The 13,711-nt window shown below is 73.8% G+C and carries 16 protein-coding genes and 1 pseudogene; 9 read left to right on the forward strand and 8 right to left on the reverse strand.

From position 1 onward, the window contains the following. Window positions 1–38 precede the first annotated feature (38 nt). On the reverse strand, window positions 39–899 hold the full coding sequence (locus ACFU6K_RS13120; protein WP_380662697.1) for an alpha/beta fold hydrolase: 861 nt from the start codon (window positions 897–899) through the stop codon (window positions 39–41). Between the two features lie 219 nt (window positions 900–1,118). Then, window positions 1,119–1,688, reverse strand: coding sequence for a DUF6939 family protein (locus tag ACFU6K_RS13125; protein WP_380662671.1), 570 nt, complete (start codon window positions 1,686–1,688; stop codon window positions 1,119–1,121). Window positions 1,689–1,803: 115 nt separating this feature from the next. Here ACFU6K_RS13125 and ACFU6K_RS13130 point away from each other — a divergent pair, with 115 nt between their 5' ends. Further along, a complete protein-coding gene (locus tag ACFU6K_RS13130) occupies window positions 1,804–2,244 on the forward strand; it encodes a hypothetical protein (protein ID WP_380662673.1) in 441 nt (146 codons plus the stop codon). A 54-nt stretch (window positions 2,245–2,298) separates the two neighbouring features. On the opposite strand, the gene ACFU6K_RS13135 is transcribed toward ACFU6K_RS13130, so the two are convergent. Then, window positions 2,299–2,736, reverse strand: a complete 438-nt coding sequence (locus tag ACFU6K_RS13135) for a nucleoside deaminase (RefSeq protein ID WP_380662675.1) — start codon at window positions 2,734–2,736, stop codon at window positions 2,299–2,301. Beyond that, a complete protein-coding gene (locus ACFU6K_RS13140) occupies window positions 2,733–3,542 on the reverse strand; it encodes an LLM class flavin-dependent oxidoreductase (RefSeq protein WP_380662677.1) in 810 nt (269 codons plus the stop codon). The genes ACFU6K_RS13135 and ACFU6K_RS13140 overlap by 4 nt, the downstream gene beginning before the upstream one ends. Before the next feature lie 93 nt (window positions 3,543–3,635). Here ACFU6K_RS13140 and ACFU6K_RS13145 point away from each other — a divergent pair, with 93 nt between their 5' ends. After that, window positions 3,636–4,082: an Lrp/AsnC family transcriptional regulator gene (locus tag ACFU6K_RS13145; RefSeq protein WP_380662679.1), complete on the forward strand. Its 447-nt coding sequence runs from the start codon at window positions 3,636–3,638 to the stop codon at window positions 4,080–4,082. A gap of 207 nt (window positions 4,083–4,289) precedes the next feature. Beyond that, on the forward strand, window positions 4,290–5,435 hold the full coding sequence (locus ACFU6K_RS13150; protein ID WP_380662699.1) for a serine hydrolase domain-containing protein: 1,146 nt from the start codon (window positions 4,290–4,292) through the stop codon (window positions 5,433–5,435). A 47-nt stretch (window positions 5,436–5,482) separates the two neighbouring features. Here ACFU6K_RS13150 and ACFU6K_RS13155 read toward each other — a convergent pair whose 3' ends face one another. Next, window positions 5,483–5,716, reverse strand: coding sequence for a hypothetical protein (locus ACFU6K_RS13155; protein WP_380662681.1), 234 nt, complete (start codon window positions 5,714–5,716; stop codon window positions 5,483–5,485). A 599-nt stretch (window positions 5,717–6,315) separates the two neighbouring features. On the opposite strand from ACFU6K_RS13155, the gene ACFU6K_RS13160 reads away from it, so the two are divergent. Together ACFU6K_RS13160 and ACFU6K_RS13165 are read left to right on the forward strand one after the other, a co-directional pair. Further along, window positions 6,316–7,908, forward strand: a complete 1,593-nt coding sequence (locus ACFU6K_RS13160) for a sensor histidine kinase (RefSeq protein WP_380662683.1) — start codon at window positions 6,316–6,318, stop codon at window positions 7,906–7,908. A 127-nt stretch (window positions 7,909–8,035) separates the two neighbouring features. Then, complete coding sequence (locus ACFU6K_RS13165) at window positions 8,036–8,740, forward strand: response regulator (protein WP_380662685.1); 705 nt, start codon at window positions 8,036–8,038, stop codon at window positions 8,738–8,740. A 222-nt stretch (window positions 8,741–8,962) separates the two neighbouring features. On the opposite strand, the pseudogene ACFU6K_RS13170 reads toward ACFU6K_RS13165, so the two are convergent. Further along, window positions 8,963–9,256: pseudogene (locus ACFU6K_RS13170) on the reverse strand (phosphatase PAP2 family protein); the annotation flags it as partial. Between ACFU6K_RS13170 and ACFU6K_RS13175 the strand changes: the two are divergent. Both ACFU6K_RS13175 and ACFU6K_RS13180 read left to right on the forward strand, forming a co-directional pair. Next, entirely contained in the window at window positions 9,222–9,401 is a 180-nt protein-coding gene (locus tag ACFU6K_RS13175; protein WP_380662701.1) for a hypothetical protein, read from the forward strand. The pseudogene ACFU6K_RS13170 and the gene ACFU6K_RS13175 overlap by 35 nt on opposite strands. A 320-nt stretch (window positions 9,402–9,721) precedes the next feature. Beyond that, window positions 9,722–10,252 carry a hypothetical protein gene (locus ACFU6K_RS13180; RefSeq protein WP_380662687.1) on the forward strand — a complete coding sequence of 177 codons (531 nt, stop codon included), beginning with the start codon at window positions 9,722–9,724 and terminating at the stop codon, window positions 10,250–10,252. 426 nt (window positions 10,253–10,678) lie between these two features. Here the strand turns inward: ACFU6K_RS13180 and ACFU6K_RS13185 are convergent, their stop codons facing one another. Continuing rightward, window positions 10,679–11,008 (reverse strand): type II toxin-antitoxin system Phd/YefM family antitoxin, encoded by a 330-nt coding sequence (locus tag ACFU6K_RS13185; protein WP_380662689.1) that lies wholly within the window; start codon window positions 11,006–11,008, stop codon window positions 10,679–10,681. Window positions 11,009–11,078: 70 nt separating this feature from the next. After that, window positions 11,079–12,284: an MFS transporter gene (locus ACFU6K_RS13190; RefSeq protein ID WP_380662691.1), complete on the reverse strand. Its 1,206-nt coding sequence runs from the start codon at window positions 12,282–12,284 to the stop codon at window positions 11,079–11,081. A 78-nt stretch (window positions 12,285–12,362) separates the two neighbouring features. Here ACFU6K_RS13190 and ACFU6K_RS13195 point away from each other — a divergent pair, with 78 nt between their 5' ends. Together ACFU6K_RS13195 and ACFU6K_RS13200 are read left to right on the forward strand one after the other, a co-directional pair. After that, window positions 12,363–12,734 carry a MerR family transcriptional regulator gene (locus ACFU6K_RS13195; protein WP_380662693.1) on the forward strand — a complete coding sequence of 124 codons (372 nt, stop codon included), beginning with the start codon at window positions 12,363–12,365 and terminating at the stop codon, window positions 12,732–12,734. Window positions 12,735–12,795: 61 nt separating this feature from the next. After that, entirely contained in the window at window positions 12,796–13,626 is an 831-nt protein-coding gene (locus ACFU6K_RS13200; RefSeq protein WP_380662695.1) for an alpha/beta fold hydrolase, read from the forward strand. Window positions 13,627–13,711: the final 85 nt, after the last annotated feature.

The raw sequence follows: 13,711 nt of genomic DNA on the forward strand, positions 1-13,711 counted from the left end.
GTGTCGGGGTGACGCGGGCGGACGGCCTCCGGCTCCGGTCAGGACTCGGCGGGCAGGAGCGCGGCGATGTCCCCCAGGACCCGGGCCGCCGGCGCCGGGTCGACCAGCCACTTCAGGTGGCTGCCGGCGAGCGTGTGGACGTCGTAGGGGTTCTCCGGGGTCAGCGCGTCGCCCTCGCGGATCATCCGGTCCTGCATGGCGAGCGGGATGCCGGCGTCCTCGGTCAGCCGGACATACGACTTGGGGATCCGCCCCCAGGTGTCGGGCCGGGCCCGGTCGTCGGGGGTGCCGGTGTCGAGGTTCTCGTCGGGCTGGAAGGTGTTGAGGAAGACCATGAACTCGTCGTCCGTGCCGTCGGCGAGGAAGGACGCCTTGAAGGAGGCGAGGACGCCGGGGTCGGCGGTGCGGAAGTTGACGCGCAGCAGGCCGAGTTCGGCGGGGTTGCCGACCAGCGCCGCCATCAGCCCCGCGGCGTCGGCCGTGGCCATCTCGGGCTCGGCGTAGTAGGCGTTGACGTCGAGGTCGACGGGGCACCAGGCGGAGACGTAGACGATGCGGTCGATCAGGTCGGGCCGCTGGTTGGCCGCGACGGTGGCCGTCAGGCCGCCGCGGCTGTGGGAGACGAGGACGACGGGCCCGTTCCGCTTGGCCCGCTCCAGTATCCCGACGAGGTGCGCGACGTTGTCGGCGAGCGTGACGCCCTTGATGGCCCCGGGGGCGGCGAGCCCTTCGAGGTCCTGCGGTGCCTGGTAGGCCCGGGGGTACGTCGCGGCGAAGCCGTGCCCCGGGAGGTCGACGGCGACGGAGCGGTGTCCGAGGAGGCCGAGTTCGGCCTGGAGCGGCGCGAAGGAGAAGGAGTTCGCGAAAGCCCCGTGGACCAGGACGAAGGTGGGTTGCATCTGTCTACTGCTCACTTTCCGGTCTCCTGCCGCGGCGCACCGGCCGGGCGCGGAGACCGCTTCGTGCGTGGCAGGCGCCGGCGGTCACCTGCGGACGCGCGAGGGCGGCGTGCGAACGGCTGCCCACGGTCCGGTGATTCACCCTACTCAGTGAATGATCATCAGCCCACCCTCCGGCGGTACGGCTTCGGTGCGATACCGCCCACCGCGCACCCCGGGCTACCCGGGGTGCGGGTCCGTGCCGTCCTCGGCGGGCCAGCGGCCCTCCACGTACAGCCGGACGAGCGCGGCGTGGGAGAGCGGGCTGGTGGGGTCGGCGACGTCGCCGTTGGTGGTGTAGTCCAGGAGCACGACCTCGTCCTTCTCCCGGAGCCGCTCGACCAGGTCGGCGGCGCGGTGTTCGAGGACCCACCGGTAGGCCGGAAGGTAGATCCGGCGGCGGGCCGTCTCGTAGGAGAGGAGCCGGTCGCCGTGCAGGCCGGTCCGGTGGCCCTGGACGGGGCCGAAGCGGCGCACCGTCCGCTTGAGGCCCTTCATCGAGGTGACGTGCAGCTTGGCGGGGTCGACATCGGCGTCCCGGAAGACTTTGAGGGCCTGCCAGATCCCCTCCACGGACTGGCTGGTCGAGCCGGCGCTGTACGGGACCGGGATGCCGCCGTGCGGGTAGAAGGGGCTCAGCCGCACCCACGGGTCCGGCGCCTTGGAGGTGACGTCGATGATCTCCGCGCCGGGGAACGCGGCGGTCAGTGCGGCTGCCGTACGGCGACGGCCGGCGACGTGGATCGGCATGTGCGGGCTCTCCTGCTCGATGTCGCGGGCCTCCGAGTGTCCCCGGTGCCACTGACAGTCCGCCCCCTTGCTATGTTGAACGTGTTCAAATGCATGCCGGTGGGAGGAGAAGATCATGGTGGCGGTGCCTGCGAGTGCCCGGGTGCTCGTCGGGGTGGCGATCGCGGTGTTCACGGTGCCGCTGGTGCTCGTCGTCGCGCGGGTGGGCTTCCGCTTCTCGATCGCGCACGCGGTCGCGATCGCCTGCTTCGTTCCCTGCGCCCTGGCGCTCGCCTGCGCCCGCCCGAACGGCTTCCGGGCCGCGACCGTCGCCGCCGGGTGCGTGCTCGGGCCCGCGACGGTGTTCGCGGGGTTCCTCCTCCTGATGGCCGGAGCGGGGTTCGGCCGCGCGGACTGGATCCTGCTCGCGGTCACACTGCCGGTCGCGGCGATCGCCTCGCTGGTCGGCGCCTTCCAGAGGGCCCGGGGCGTCGAATACGGACGTCGCCCGGCCGTCATCGCCTGGTCGGCGGCGGCTCTCTCGACGGTCGGCTGGCCCCCGCTGATCTTCGGCTAGGGGCGGGCGGCGGGCCGGCCGTGCGGGCGGGAGCGGATCCGGCGCGGCCGGTGGTCAGTTGGGCCGGTAGTAGGCCGCGATCGGGACCCGGGCCTCCTCGGGCAGGGCGGGGCCGTCCGTCGGCACCGCCGGCCAGGCGCCCGAGTCGGGGTTGAGCTCTACGAGTTGCTCCGTGGCGAGCGCGTACACGACCCGGCCGATGCCGGAGCGGAGGATGCCTCCTTCGCACATGCCGCAGGGCTGGCAGCTGGTGTACATCGTGGTGCGCGCGGCGGTGTCCGGGGCGAGTTCGCGGGCGGCCCAGCGGGCGAGCTTCAGTTCGGGGTGGGCCGTGATGTCGTCGTCGCGCCGGACGGTGTTGTGGGCCTCGGCGAGGACCTCGCCGTCCGGGCCGGCCAGCAGGGAGCCGTACGGGGCGTCGCCGAGGGCGACCGCGTGGGCGGCGATGGCGATGGCGCGGCGCAGCAGGGCCTCGTCGGCTTCGGTGATCACGCGGTCCTCCAGTGGGTGGCGACGGTGGTGAGGGTCCGCCAGGCCTGCTGCGGCCGACGGGTCTCCTCCGGATCGCCGTGGTAGGGGTCCAGCACGACGGTCTCGGCCCCGAGGTCGCGCAACCGGCGCAGGTCGTCGAGGACCTGGTCGAGGGTGCCGACGCCGGCGGGCCGTTCGGGGTCGTCGACCGGTGTGGCGGTCAGCCGCAGGGCGATGCGCGGGGCGAACCCCGGCATCGGGTGTTCGGCCAGGATCGACCGCATCCGGGCGACGGGGAGCCGCAGCGGGTGCCAGGCGTCGCCGAACCGGACCGCCCGGCGCAGGGCCGCCTCGCTGTGGCCGCCGACCCACACCGGTACCGTCCGGTGGCCCGGTTCGCCCACCCAGGTGTCCCGAAGCGTGGCCAGGTACTCGTCGGTCAGCCTGCCGCGGGCGCCGAACGGCACGCCGAGGGCCTCGAACTCCCGGCGCGCCCAGCCGATCCCCACGCCCAGGACGAACCGGCCGCCGCTGAGCCGGTCGAGGGTGCTCGCGGTCCGTGCCACCAGCAGCGGGTTCCGGTAGGGCAGGACGAGGACGGTCGTGCCCAGCCGCAGGCCGGGAGCGGTCCCGGCGAGCCAGGACAGCGTGGTGAACGGCTCGTAGAACGGCTCCGGGTACCGCTCGGCCACGTCCGGGGTCACCGCGACGTGGTCCGACACCATGAGGAGGTCGAAGCCGAGGCCCTCCGCGGTCCGGGCCCACTCGCGCAGCACGCCGGGGTCGGTCCCGGGGCCGAAGTTCGGTACGTTGACGCCAAGTTGCATGGATCGAGGCTATCCCCGTGATCATGGTGGACGGAACGGCGTCCTCCCGTTGTCACCTGCGGATCACCGTGGATTTCCCGGTAGATTCGTGCCATGGCCGTGAATCTTGACGACACCGACTGGGCGATCATCGAGCAGCTGCAACAGGAGGCCCGCATCTCGCTCAGCGAGCTGGGGCGGCGGGTGTCCCTCAGCCCGTCGGCGACCACGGAACGGGTGCGGAACCTGGAGTCGCTGGGCGTCATCACCGGCTACCGCGCGACGGTGGACCTGGCGAAGGTGGGCTATCCGGTGCTCGCCGTCGTCCGACTGAAGTACCCGGGCAACCGGCACGAGCCGCTGCGGCGACTGCTCGCCGAGCGACGGGAGCTCCTGGAGTGCCTGCGGACCACCGGCGACGACTGCTACACCCTCAAAGTGGCGGCGACCTCCATGGAGCACCTGGAGACCCTGGTGGACGAGCTGGCCGGCTTCGGCAGCACCACGACGAGCGTCGTCTACAGCCGGACGCTGCCGCTGCGCGGGCCGGCTCGGCCCTGATGTCGGAGGGGGCCGGACTCGGCCCTGATGCCGGAGGGGGCCGGACTCGGCCCTGATGTCGGAGGGGAGTCGGAGGGGAAAGGTGCTCCCTCGATCGGGGGAGGTCAGCGGTCCGTCGCGCGGACAGACTGGCGATCGTGACCGGGGGTTTCCTACCCCCCACGATTCCGCAGGAGTTGAACCGTGCGTCGTTCGCGCATCCGCCACATGGCACTCGCCCTCACGCTCTCGACCGCCGGGGCCGTCGCGGCCGTCGGGGCGTCGGCACCGTCCGCCGTGTCGGCACCGGCGGCCACGTCGGCGGTGCCGGCCTCGTCGGCCGCGGCCTCTTCGGACGCCGTGCAGCAGGGACTGAACGCGCTGGTGCGGACGGACGGGATACCCGCCGCGCTCGCGACCGTCCGGGACGGCCGGGGCCGGACCCGCGACTACACCGCGGGGGTGGGGGACCTGGCCACCGGCGCCAAGGTCCCCGTCGGCGGGCAGGTGCGGATCGGCAGCAACACCAAGACCTTCACCGCCGTCGTGGTGCTCCAGCTGGTGGGGGAGGGGAAGGTCGACCTCGACGCCTCCGTGGACACGTACCTCCCCGGCCTGGTCCGCGGTGAGGGCATCGACGGGCGCGGCATCACCGTCCGGCAGCTGCTCCAGCACACCAGCGGACTGCCCGACTACGAGGGGCTGTTGGAGGAGGCCGCCCTGCGTTCCCGGTACTTCGAGCCCCGGGAGCTGCTGGACATGGCCCTCGGGCAGAAGCCCGCCGCCGCACCCGGGGAGAAGTTCGGCTACAGCAGCACCAACTACGTGCTGGCCGGCCTGATCGTCCAGCGGGTGACCGGCCGGCCCATCGCCGAGGAGATCGACCGCCGGATCATCCGGCGCATAGGGCTGCGGCACACCTACTTCCCGGCCGTCGGCGACCGGACGATCCGGGAGGCCCACCCCAAGGGCTACCGCAAGGAGTCCGCCGACGCGCCGCTGACCGACTTCACGGAGCTGGACCCGTCGGCGGCCTGGGCGGCCGGGCAGATGATCTCCACCAACTCGGACCTCAACCGCTTCCTCACCGAACTGCTGGTCCCGGACCGCCTGCTGCCCGCGGCCCAACTCGCCCAGATGCGCACCACGGTCCCGGTCGGGGACGGCATGTCCGCCGGACTGGGCCTCTTCAGCCGGACGCTCACCTGCGGCGGGGTCTACTGGGGGCACGGCGGCGACATCCCGGGCTACGAGACCCGGGGCGGCGTCACTGACGACGGCCGCGCCGTGAACATCGCGATGACCACCATCCCGGCCGACTACGCCGTTACCCGGCACCTCGAAGGCGTCGTCGACGCCGCCCTGTGCCGCTGAGGCGGTAACCGCCTTGTGTCGCCGAGGTGGGAACGGACCGCGAGCGGTCAGGAGCGGTAGTGGTTCCCCTCGTCGCCGATCACGCCGTTCCCGTGGTGGACGGACACGCTGGAGTACGTCGCCCGCATGCGCGCGGCGTGAGCCGTCCGCTGCTGCTCGATCAGCAATCCCTCGGCGCCGTCGGACTGGTGCCGCCGCGCGCGTTCCCGGAGCACCAGGAAGACCGTGGCACCGACGATGGTGCCGACGAGTGCGATCAGGAACACCGTGACGAGGACCATGCCGTCACCTTCCCCCCGTTCGAATGCGTCCAACCTTTATCTCACGGGCGTTGGGCGGTCGCACCCGAGTCGTCGGACCAGCCGGACGGTCGGGACGGCCGGCTGTTCCTACGGCCGGCTGTTCCTACGGCCGTACGGGACTTCAGGGGCGGGGGCCTGTTCGGCGTTCGCGCGCTCCGTGACCAGGGCCAGGACGCGGCCCGCGACGGCGAAGACCCGGAGCGTCACGCTCTGGTGGAAGGTGGCTCCGTGGCGGTCCAGCGCGATGGCCCGGCCGTTGACGGTGGTGGGGTGGTGTGGGCGGTGGGTGCCGTGGCCGGTGCGGTGTTGACTGCGGTGGCGGTGGCGGTGGCGGTGGTCATGGCGGCTCCTCGGCGTTCACGGATGACCTCCCGGGCGCGGGCGGGCTTGGAGACGTAGACGCGTCGAGGCCCGTGTGGTCGGCGAGGCGGCGCTGGGCGGGCGCAGTCCGGAGCGCGACATGCCGTACGAGGAGGCCGGCACCGCGTTCTGGGCGTGGGTCAGGCCATGGGGCGGAGCACCTCGGGCATGACTTTCGACAGATCCGGTGCGGCGTCGGTCCTCGTAGGGTCGTGGGCATGCGGATGAGTGGGGTGGCGCTGCCCGTGGTGGCGTCGGTGTGTATCGGGCTCGGTGTCACGAGCCTCTGGTGGGCGCTGCCGGCGATCGGGTTCTCCTTCCTGGCCGGGCTGCGGATGGAACGGGTACGGCCGGCGGCGGTGGTGTTCGCCGTGCTCGTCGCGGCCGGGGTGCTGGTGGTCGGGTCGGTGCCCTCCTGGATCGTTCTGGGACTGCGGTTCGTCGCGCTCGCCGTGAGCACCGGGATGGGCCCCTGGCTGCTGGGCCGGTTCTGGCGGCAGTCGCAGGAACTCGTGCGCGCCGGGTGGGAGCGGGCCGAGCGGCTGGAGCGCGAGCAGCAACTCGTCGCCGAGCAGGCCCGACTGCGCGAACGGGCCCGGATCGCCCAGGACATGCACGACGCGCTCGGGCACGACCTCAGCCTGATCGCCCTGCGCGCCGGGGCTCTCAAGCTCGCCCCCGACCTCGCTCCGCCCCACCGGGAGGCCGTCCAGGAGATCCGGGCGGGCGCGGCCGCCGCCGTCGACCGGCTCGGCGAGGTGATCGGCATCCTGCGCGACGGGGACGAGAGCGGTGGCACCGCCCGCGCCGCCCACGGACCGGCCGACTCGGACATCCCGCACCTGGTCGCCGAGGCGGCCGCCGCCGGCCTGGACGTCCGCTCCGAGATCACCGGTGCGCCGGACGGGCTTCCGCGCGCCACCGAGCACGCCGCGTACCGGGTGGTGCAGGAGGCGCTGACCAACGCCGCCAAGCACGCACCGCGAGCGACCGTCACCGTGGAGGTGGCGTACTCGGCCGACGGCGCCCGCCTCCGGGTGGCCAACGGCCCCGCGCCTGTGGCTGTGCCCACGCCCACGCCCACGCCCGCCTCCATGTCCGTGCCCGCGCCCGTGCCCGCGCTCACCGTCGCCGGGGCGACGGGGTCGGCCCCTGCGTCAACTCCGCGCAGCGCAACGCCCACCGGCACGTTCACCGGAGCGTTCGTCGGCACGTCCGCCGCACTCGCTGGAAGGCCCGTCTCGACGCCTGCCATGCCGCTTACCGGCGGCCGTGGCCTGGTCGGGTTGACCGAGCGGGTCCGGCTCGCGGGCGGCACCTTCGCCCACGGGGCCCGTCCGGACGGGGGGTTCGAGGTCGCGGCCACTCTGCCGCGCCGCGCCGCCGGGCCCGTCCCGCTGCCGCCCGCCGCCCCGTCGTCGCCGGTGCGCGAACTGCGACGGGCGCGGCGCAGGGTGGGCCGTACGCTGGCCGCCGTGGTGCTCGTCCCGCTGGTGACGGCCGTGCTGCTGACCGTGGCGCTGCGAGTATGGACGCTCTACGTGGTCAGCCTGTCGGTGCTGGACCCGGAGGTCTACGCCTCCCTCCAGGTGGGGCAGGACCAGGCCTCGGTCGAGCGTCTGCTGCCGGGCCACCGGCTGCCGTACCGCCCGCCGAGCGGGCCGGCGACGCCCGCGCCGCCGTCGGGGGAAGGGGTCTCGTGCGCGTACTACGCCATCACCGCCCAACTGTTCGTGGACCGGGCAGGCGATGCCTACCGGCTCTGCTTCCAGGACTCCCGGCTGGTTGCGCGGGACGTGCTCGTCTCCTGAACCCCTGTCTTCTGGCCTCCCACTTCCCGTCCTCCCGCCGCAACCCCCTTTCCCCACCACTTCCGTCTTCCCCACCACTTCCGTCTTCCCCACCACCTCCGTACCGAGCGACCGACAGGAGCCGCCGATGACCACCGCACCGATCCGGGTGCTGCTCGCCGACGACGAGCCCATGATCCGCGCGGGACTGCGCGCGGTGCTCGCCACCGACCCGGGCATCGAGATCGTCGCCGAGACCGGGGACGGCCGGGAGGCCGTCGAACTGGTCCGGCGCCACCGGCCGGACGTCGCCGTACTGGACATCCGGATGCCCGGGACGGACGGCATCACGGCCGCCGCCGAGATCCGTCGGAACGGCCTGGCCACCGGAGTACTCATGCTGACCACCTTCGGTGAGGACGACTACATCCTGCGCGCGCTCAGCGGCGGCGCGAACGGCTTCCTGATCAAGTCCGGCGAGCCCGAGGAGCTGCTCGCCGGGGTGCACGCGGTGGCCGGAGGGGCGGCCTACCTGTCACCCAAAGTGGCCGCCCGGGTGGTCGCCCACCTGGCCGCCACCGGGGCCGGCGCCCCCGCCGACCGGCGTGCCGGCGCCCGGGACCAGGTGGCCGCCCTGACCACCCGGGAACGGGACGTGCTGACGCTGATCGCCGCCGGGCTGTCCAATGGTCAGATCGCGCGTCGGCTGGGGGTGGTGGAAGGCACCGTGAAGGCCCATGTGAGCTCCATCCTGGCCCGGTTGGGCGTGGCCAACCGGGCGGCCGCCGCCGTCCTCGCGCACGAGGCCGGACTGACCCTCGGCGCGACGTGCGCGGGCGGTCCACGGGACTGAGGCCGCCGCGCCCGGGGCGCTGCCGGAGCCGGAGTCCGCGCCCGAGCTGGAGCCCGAGCCCGGGGACGGGGCCGACGGTATCGGCGGTGCCGACAGCAGCCGTCCGAGGACCGGCACCCCGGCCAGCGCCGTCACGGCGGTGGTGGCGGCCGGCCGCAGGGCGAGGACCGCCGCCGCCGTGACCGTGCCACCGAGTGCGGCACCGGCGAGCACGTCGTGCGGGTAGTGCACTCCGGCTGCCACCCGCAGTGCGGCCGTGGCGCCGCCGACGGGTATGGCCAGCAGCGCCCAACGCGGGCGCAGCAGCACCAGCCCCGTCGCCAGCGCGACCGCCAGGGTGGCGTGGTTGCTGGGGAACGACCAGTCACCCGGCGGCGGACACGCGGCGACCGCCGTGCCAGGCAGCCCGCCCAGCGCCCGGCAGGGCCGCTCCTCGTCGAGGACCACCTTCAGCACCTCGCTCGCCCCGTAGGCCAGCACCGTGCCCAGCCCGACCAGCGCCACCCCCGCGACCACCCCGGCGGCCCGCCGGGCCCGGGCCGTCCACCAGCAGAACGCCAGCAGGAGCCCCAGCACCAGCAGCCCGACCTCGGTGGCGGGCTCCAGCAGCGAGGCCACCGCGTGCGGGGCGTCGCCGACGGCCTCCGCCACCCGCCGGTAGCCGCCGGCCGACCACCCGGCCGACACCCGCACCGGCCCCGCCCCGCCGCCCTGCTCCGGCGCCAGCCACGCCATGACCCCGGCCCCCGCGCAGAGCAGGGACGCGGCAAGGACGGGCCTGGGCCTCACCCTGGGTTTGGCCCTGGGCCTGGCAGCGGCCCTGGTCGCGCCGGTCTTCCTCGAATTCCTGTCCGTGTACGTCATGGTCCGGACGGTAGAGGCCGAGACCCCCTTGCCACCCGACCCGAAAGTCAAGCAGCGCCCCTGACGATGGTCAGGGTTGACATCACGTCACAACGGCAATCCACATACCCTGCGCCCATGCCGGAACCCTCCCCGCACGCCGTCCCCACCCGCTTCGACGGAGCCCCCGACCGCGTCGCGCTCGTCATCCCGGGCGTCGGGTACACGCCCGCCAGGCCCCTCCTCCACTTCGCCCGCTCGGTGCTCCTCCGGCGCGGCTGGACGGTCCAGGAGCTGTGGTGGCAACTCCCGGACGAATTCAGGGAGTTCGAGCCGGAGGGCCGGACCGCCTGGGTCGAGCGGCAGGTCGCCGCGGCCGTCGACGCCGAGCGCGGCGCCTGCGGTCTGATCGAGGCACGTGTCGGTGAACGACTGCCTGAAGACCACCTCGCCGAAGTCACCCCAGCGCCCGACCGGGAGGTATGGCGTTGGCTGGCCGTCGGGTCAGTGGGGATTGCGCTGACCCTGGGCGTGACGTTTCTCGATGTGCCTGGGGAGATCAAGAACCCGGTCATGAACGTGGCCATCATGCTCGTAGGGATCAAGGTGCTTCACTGGGGTCGGCCGAGCGCGGCCGATGCTCTGGGGCTGTTCCGCAGCGGCGGATAGCGCTACGGCTGACAGTGTCAGCTTGTTCCGTAGGAGGTCAGGCCCGCCTGGCGGCCCGGGCTGTTGTGGCCGCCGGCGTCGGGGACGTTGCCGGGCTTCTTGATGTCGACGTGGACCGGTTCGCCCGGTGCGGCGCGTTCGTGGCCCCGCGCCGGGCGGTGGCGCGGTCGAGGTGCGCGAGGCGGGCGGGCCGGTAGCGGACCAGGCCTGGATCCACGGGCGCGTCCGCTGGGACGTCCGCGACGACATCCACGAGGCATTCGTCAAACTGGTGTGCTGCGTGATCACATACCGGCGCGCGTGGCCGTACGGGCCTCGGAGTCGTGCGGGGCGAGAGACGTGCACAGTGCGGTGGAATCGTCCCCAAGGCCCAAGGCCCAAGGCCCAGAGCCCAGGTGGCGCCGGCGGCACAGGAGCCGGGGCGGATCAGCGGTCCTCCTCCTCCCGCATGGCGAGGAGGGCGTCGGAGGCCGACCCGAGCCCGGTGCCGAGTCCGGTGACGGGCTCGGGGATCGTCCAGTCGGCCAGGCCGCGCGCGGTCGCGGCGTTCTCCGGGGCGACGGTGCCGTCGTGAACGAGGCCTTCCCACGCCTGCCGCTCGGGGTCGGGGTCGGGGCCGGTGTCGCGTCCGGGTGGCGCGAGGACGGCGACCAGCCGCCCGTCGCGGGTGATCCCGACGCGCTCGCCGGCCGCGACGAGGTCGATCAACTTGTCGGCACGCTGCTGGAGTTGGCGTACGGTGACACGGGCTTTCATGCGCCCCACCGTACGGCGGCCCGTACGGCGGCCGGCGCGGAACGCGCGTCGGTTTCACCCGGAGGAGTGTTCACCGCCGTCCCGGGAAGCCGTGCCGCCGCCCGCCGACGGTGGTGGCCAGGGCGGCGGCCAGCAGGGCGAGGGCGGACCAGGGCAGGGCGGTCGGTCCGGCGTGGTCGAGGAGGAGGCCGCCGGCCAGGCCGCCGACGGCGATGCCGAGGTTCCAGCAGGTGACGAGCAGCGACTGGGCGATGTCCCCGGCCGGGCCGGCCGCGTCGGCGACGGCGGTCTGGAGGAGGGTGGCGGCGCCGCCGAAGCCGAGGCCCCAGAGCGCGGCGGCGGCGTAGGCGGGCCGGCCGGTCGAGCCGAGCAGGGCGGCGGCGAGGAGCAGGGCCGCGCCCGCGAGGAGGACGGAGGCGGCGATGGTCAGGGGGCGCAGGTACCGGTCGATCAGGGCGCCGGTGCCGAGGATGCTCACCAGTGAGGACAGTCCGATGACCAGCAGGACGGTGTCCGTCCGGCCGTCGAGCCCCAGCGGTGCGAGCAGGGCGGCGACGTACGTGTAGAGGACGTTGTGGGCCAGCACGAAGGTCGCGGTGACGGCCAGGACGGCGGCCACGCCCGGCGTCCGCAGCACCCGTCGGACGGGGACGCGGGCCTGGTCGGCTCGGCCGGGCAGTGGCGGGAGTACGAGCGGCATCCAGCCGGTCAGTGCCACGGCGATCACGCTCATCAGCCCGAAGGTGACCCGCCAGCCCACCAGGCCGGCGAGCAGGGTGCCGGCGGGCACGCCCACCGACAGGGCGACCGTCGAGCCGGCCATGGCGACGGCCATCGCCCGTCCGCGCTGCTCCGGCGCGACGATGCCCCGGGCGTACCCGGCCAGCAGCGCCCAGAGCAGTCCCGCGACCAGGCCGGCCGCGAACCGGGCGGCCATGGTGAGCGGGTAGCTGGGTGAGACGGCGGTGACGGCGTTGGCCGCGGCGAAGCCGCCGACGGCGACCAGCAGCAGGCGCTTGCGCGGCAGGCGGCCGGTGACGGCGGTCAGCGGGATGGCGGCCGCGATGGAGCCGACCGCGTAGAGGGTGACGGACTGCCCGGCGGCGGACTGGCCGACGCCGAGGTCGGCACTCATCGCGGGCAGCACTCCGGCGGGCAGGGCCTCGGTCATGATCGTGACGAATCCGGCGGTGCTCATGGCCAGCAGCGCGGGCCAGGGCAGCCGCGGCGCGGGGGTCACCGGCTGTGCGGAGGTTCGGAGTTCGGGAGTGGGCATGGGCCCGATCGTCTATCGTTGACACCCGTGTCAAGGTCCAGCCGGGGCGGCGCCGGCCCGGGGTGAGGGTGGTCACACATGCGCATCGGCGAGCTCGCCCGGCGGGCGGAGACCACTCCGCGCCTGCTGCGCTACTACGAGCAGCAGGGGTTGATCACGCCACGCCGCGAGGCGAACGGCTACCGCGCGTACGACGAGTACCTCGTGGACCGGGTGCTGCAGATCCGCGGGCTGCTGGACGCGGGGCTGCCGACCCGGATCATCAAGCAGATCCTGCCCTGCCTGGACACCCTCGACGCCCCGCGGACGATCCACTTCGCCGACGCCACACCGGAGATGCTCGCCACCCTGGAGTCCGAGACGGACCGGATGACCCGCCGGATCCGCTGCCTGACACGCAACCGGGACGCCATCCGGGAGTACCTGGACGTGGTCAAGGGCCTCTCCTGATCCACCATCCGGACTCGACGGCTTGACCTTGCCACGGGTGTCATGGTTGGACGCTGCCGTCATGACCGAAACGACCGACGCGACAGACACGACCGACCCGACCACCCCCGCGATCCACCACACCGCCTTCGGCGACGGCACCCCGATCGTCCTGATCCACGGCTACACCGTCGACCACCGCGTCCTGCTCCCGCTCGAACCCGCCTTCGCCGACCGCCCCGGCTGGCGGCGCCTCTACCTCGACCTCCCCGGCCACGGCGCCAGCCCCCGGCTGCCGGGCCCGACCTCGGCGAGCGCCCTGGCCGAGGCCGTCTCCGGGTGGATCGAGGACCAGGTCGGCAGGCGGCCCTTCGCCGTGGTCGGGCAGTCCTTCGGCGGCCAGCTGGCCCGGGCGGTGACCGCCCGCTTCGGCGAGCAGGTGCTGGGCTCGGCGCTGCTGGTGCCGGTGGTGCGCTGGGGTGCCGACCGCGACCTGCCCGAGGAGTCCGTGGTCGAACGCGACGAGGACCTCCTCGCCCACCTCCCGGCGGCCGACCGCGACCTGTTCCGGTACGTCATGGCCCGTCACACCGTCCCGAGTTGGGAGCTCTTCCAGCGGTACGTCCGGCCCGGCTGGGAGGTGCACGACCGGGCGGCCGCCGCCGAGCTCGAAGCCGACTTCCTGCTGCCGAACCAGCCCGAGCACCGGACCGCGCGGCACCGCGGCCACCACCTGCTGGTCACCACCCGGCAGGACGCCCTGGTCGGCTGGCGCGACCAGCTCGCCCTGCTCGACCACTACCCCCGGATGGCCGCCACCGTCCTCGACGGCGTCGGCCACAACCCCCAGGTCGAGGCCGCCGACACCGTCCGCACCCTGGTCGGCCACTGGCTCGACGCACTCCGGCGCTGAGGGCCGGCCCCGGGAATGCCGACGGCCCCGGGAACGTCGACGGCCCCGGGAACGCCGACGGCCCCGCGACCGGTCGTACCGGTCG

The organism is Kitasatospora sp. NPDC057512 (genome assembly GCF_042802135.1).
In the GTDB taxonomy this organism is placed as follows: domain Bacteria; phylum Actinomycetota; class Actinomycetes; order Streptomycetales; family Streptomycetaceae; genus Kitasatospora.

Bases quoted from the DNA above. Each gene is read 5' to 3' on its own strand.
- ACFU6K_RS13120 (WP_380662697.1), bottom strand. From the start codon at position 899: ATGCAACCCACCTTCGTCCTGGTCCACGGGGCTTTCGCGAACTCCTTC.
- ACFU6K_RS13125 (WP_380662671.1), bottom strand. From the start codon at position 1,688: ATGCCGATCCACGTCGCCGGCCGTCGCCGTACGGCAGCCGCACTGACC.
- ACFU6K_RS13130 (WP_380662673.1), top strand. From the start codon at position 1,804: ATGGTGGCGGTGCCTGCGAGTGCCCGGGTGCTCGTCGGGGTGGCGATC.
- ACFU6K_RS13140 (WP_380662677.1), bottom strand. From the start codon at position 3,542: ATGCAACTTGGCGTCAACGTACCGAACTTCGGCCCCGGGACCGACCCC.
- ACFU6K_RS13145 (WP_380662679.1), top strand. From the start codon at position 3,636: ATGGCCGTGAATCTTGACGACACCGACTGGGCGATCATCGAGCAGCTG.
- ACFU6K_RS13150 (WP_380662699.1), top strand. From the start codon at position 4,290: ATGGCACTCGCCCTCACGCTCTCGACCGCCGGGGCCGTCGCGGCCGTC.
- ACFU6K_RS13155 (WP_380662681.1), bottom strand. From the start codon at position 5,716: ATGGTCCTCGTCACGGTGTTCCTGATCGCACTCGTCGGCACCATCGTC.
- ACFU6K_RS13160 (WP_380662683.1), top strand. From the start codon at position 6,316: ATGCGGATGAGTGGGGTGGCGCTGCCCGTGGTGGCGTCGGTGTGTATC.
- ACFU6K_RS13165 (WP_380662685.1), top strand. From the start codon at position 8,036: ATGACCACCGCACCGATCCGGGTGCTGCTCGCCGACGACGAGCCCATG.
- ACFU6K_RS13180 (WP_380662687.1), top strand. From the start codon at position 9,722: ATGCCGGAACCCTCCCCGCACGCCGTCCCCACCCGCTTCGACGGAGCC.
- ACFU6K_RS13185 (WP_380662689.1), bottom strand. From the start codon at position 11,008: ATGAAAGCCCGTGTCACCGTACGCCAACTCCAGCAGCGTGCCGACAAG.
- ACFU6K_RS13190 (WP_380662691.1), bottom strand. From the start codon at position 12,284: ATGCCCACTCCCGAACTCCGAACCTCCGCACAGCCGGTGACCCCCGCG.
- ACFU6K_RS13195 (WP_380662693.1), top strand. From the start codon at position 12,363: ATGCGCATCGGCGAGCTCGCCCGGCGGGCGGAGACCACTCCGCGCCTG.
- ACFU6K_RS13200 (WP_380662695.1), top strand. From the start codon at position 12,796: ATGACCGAAACGACCGACGCGACAGACACGACCGACCCGACCACCCCC.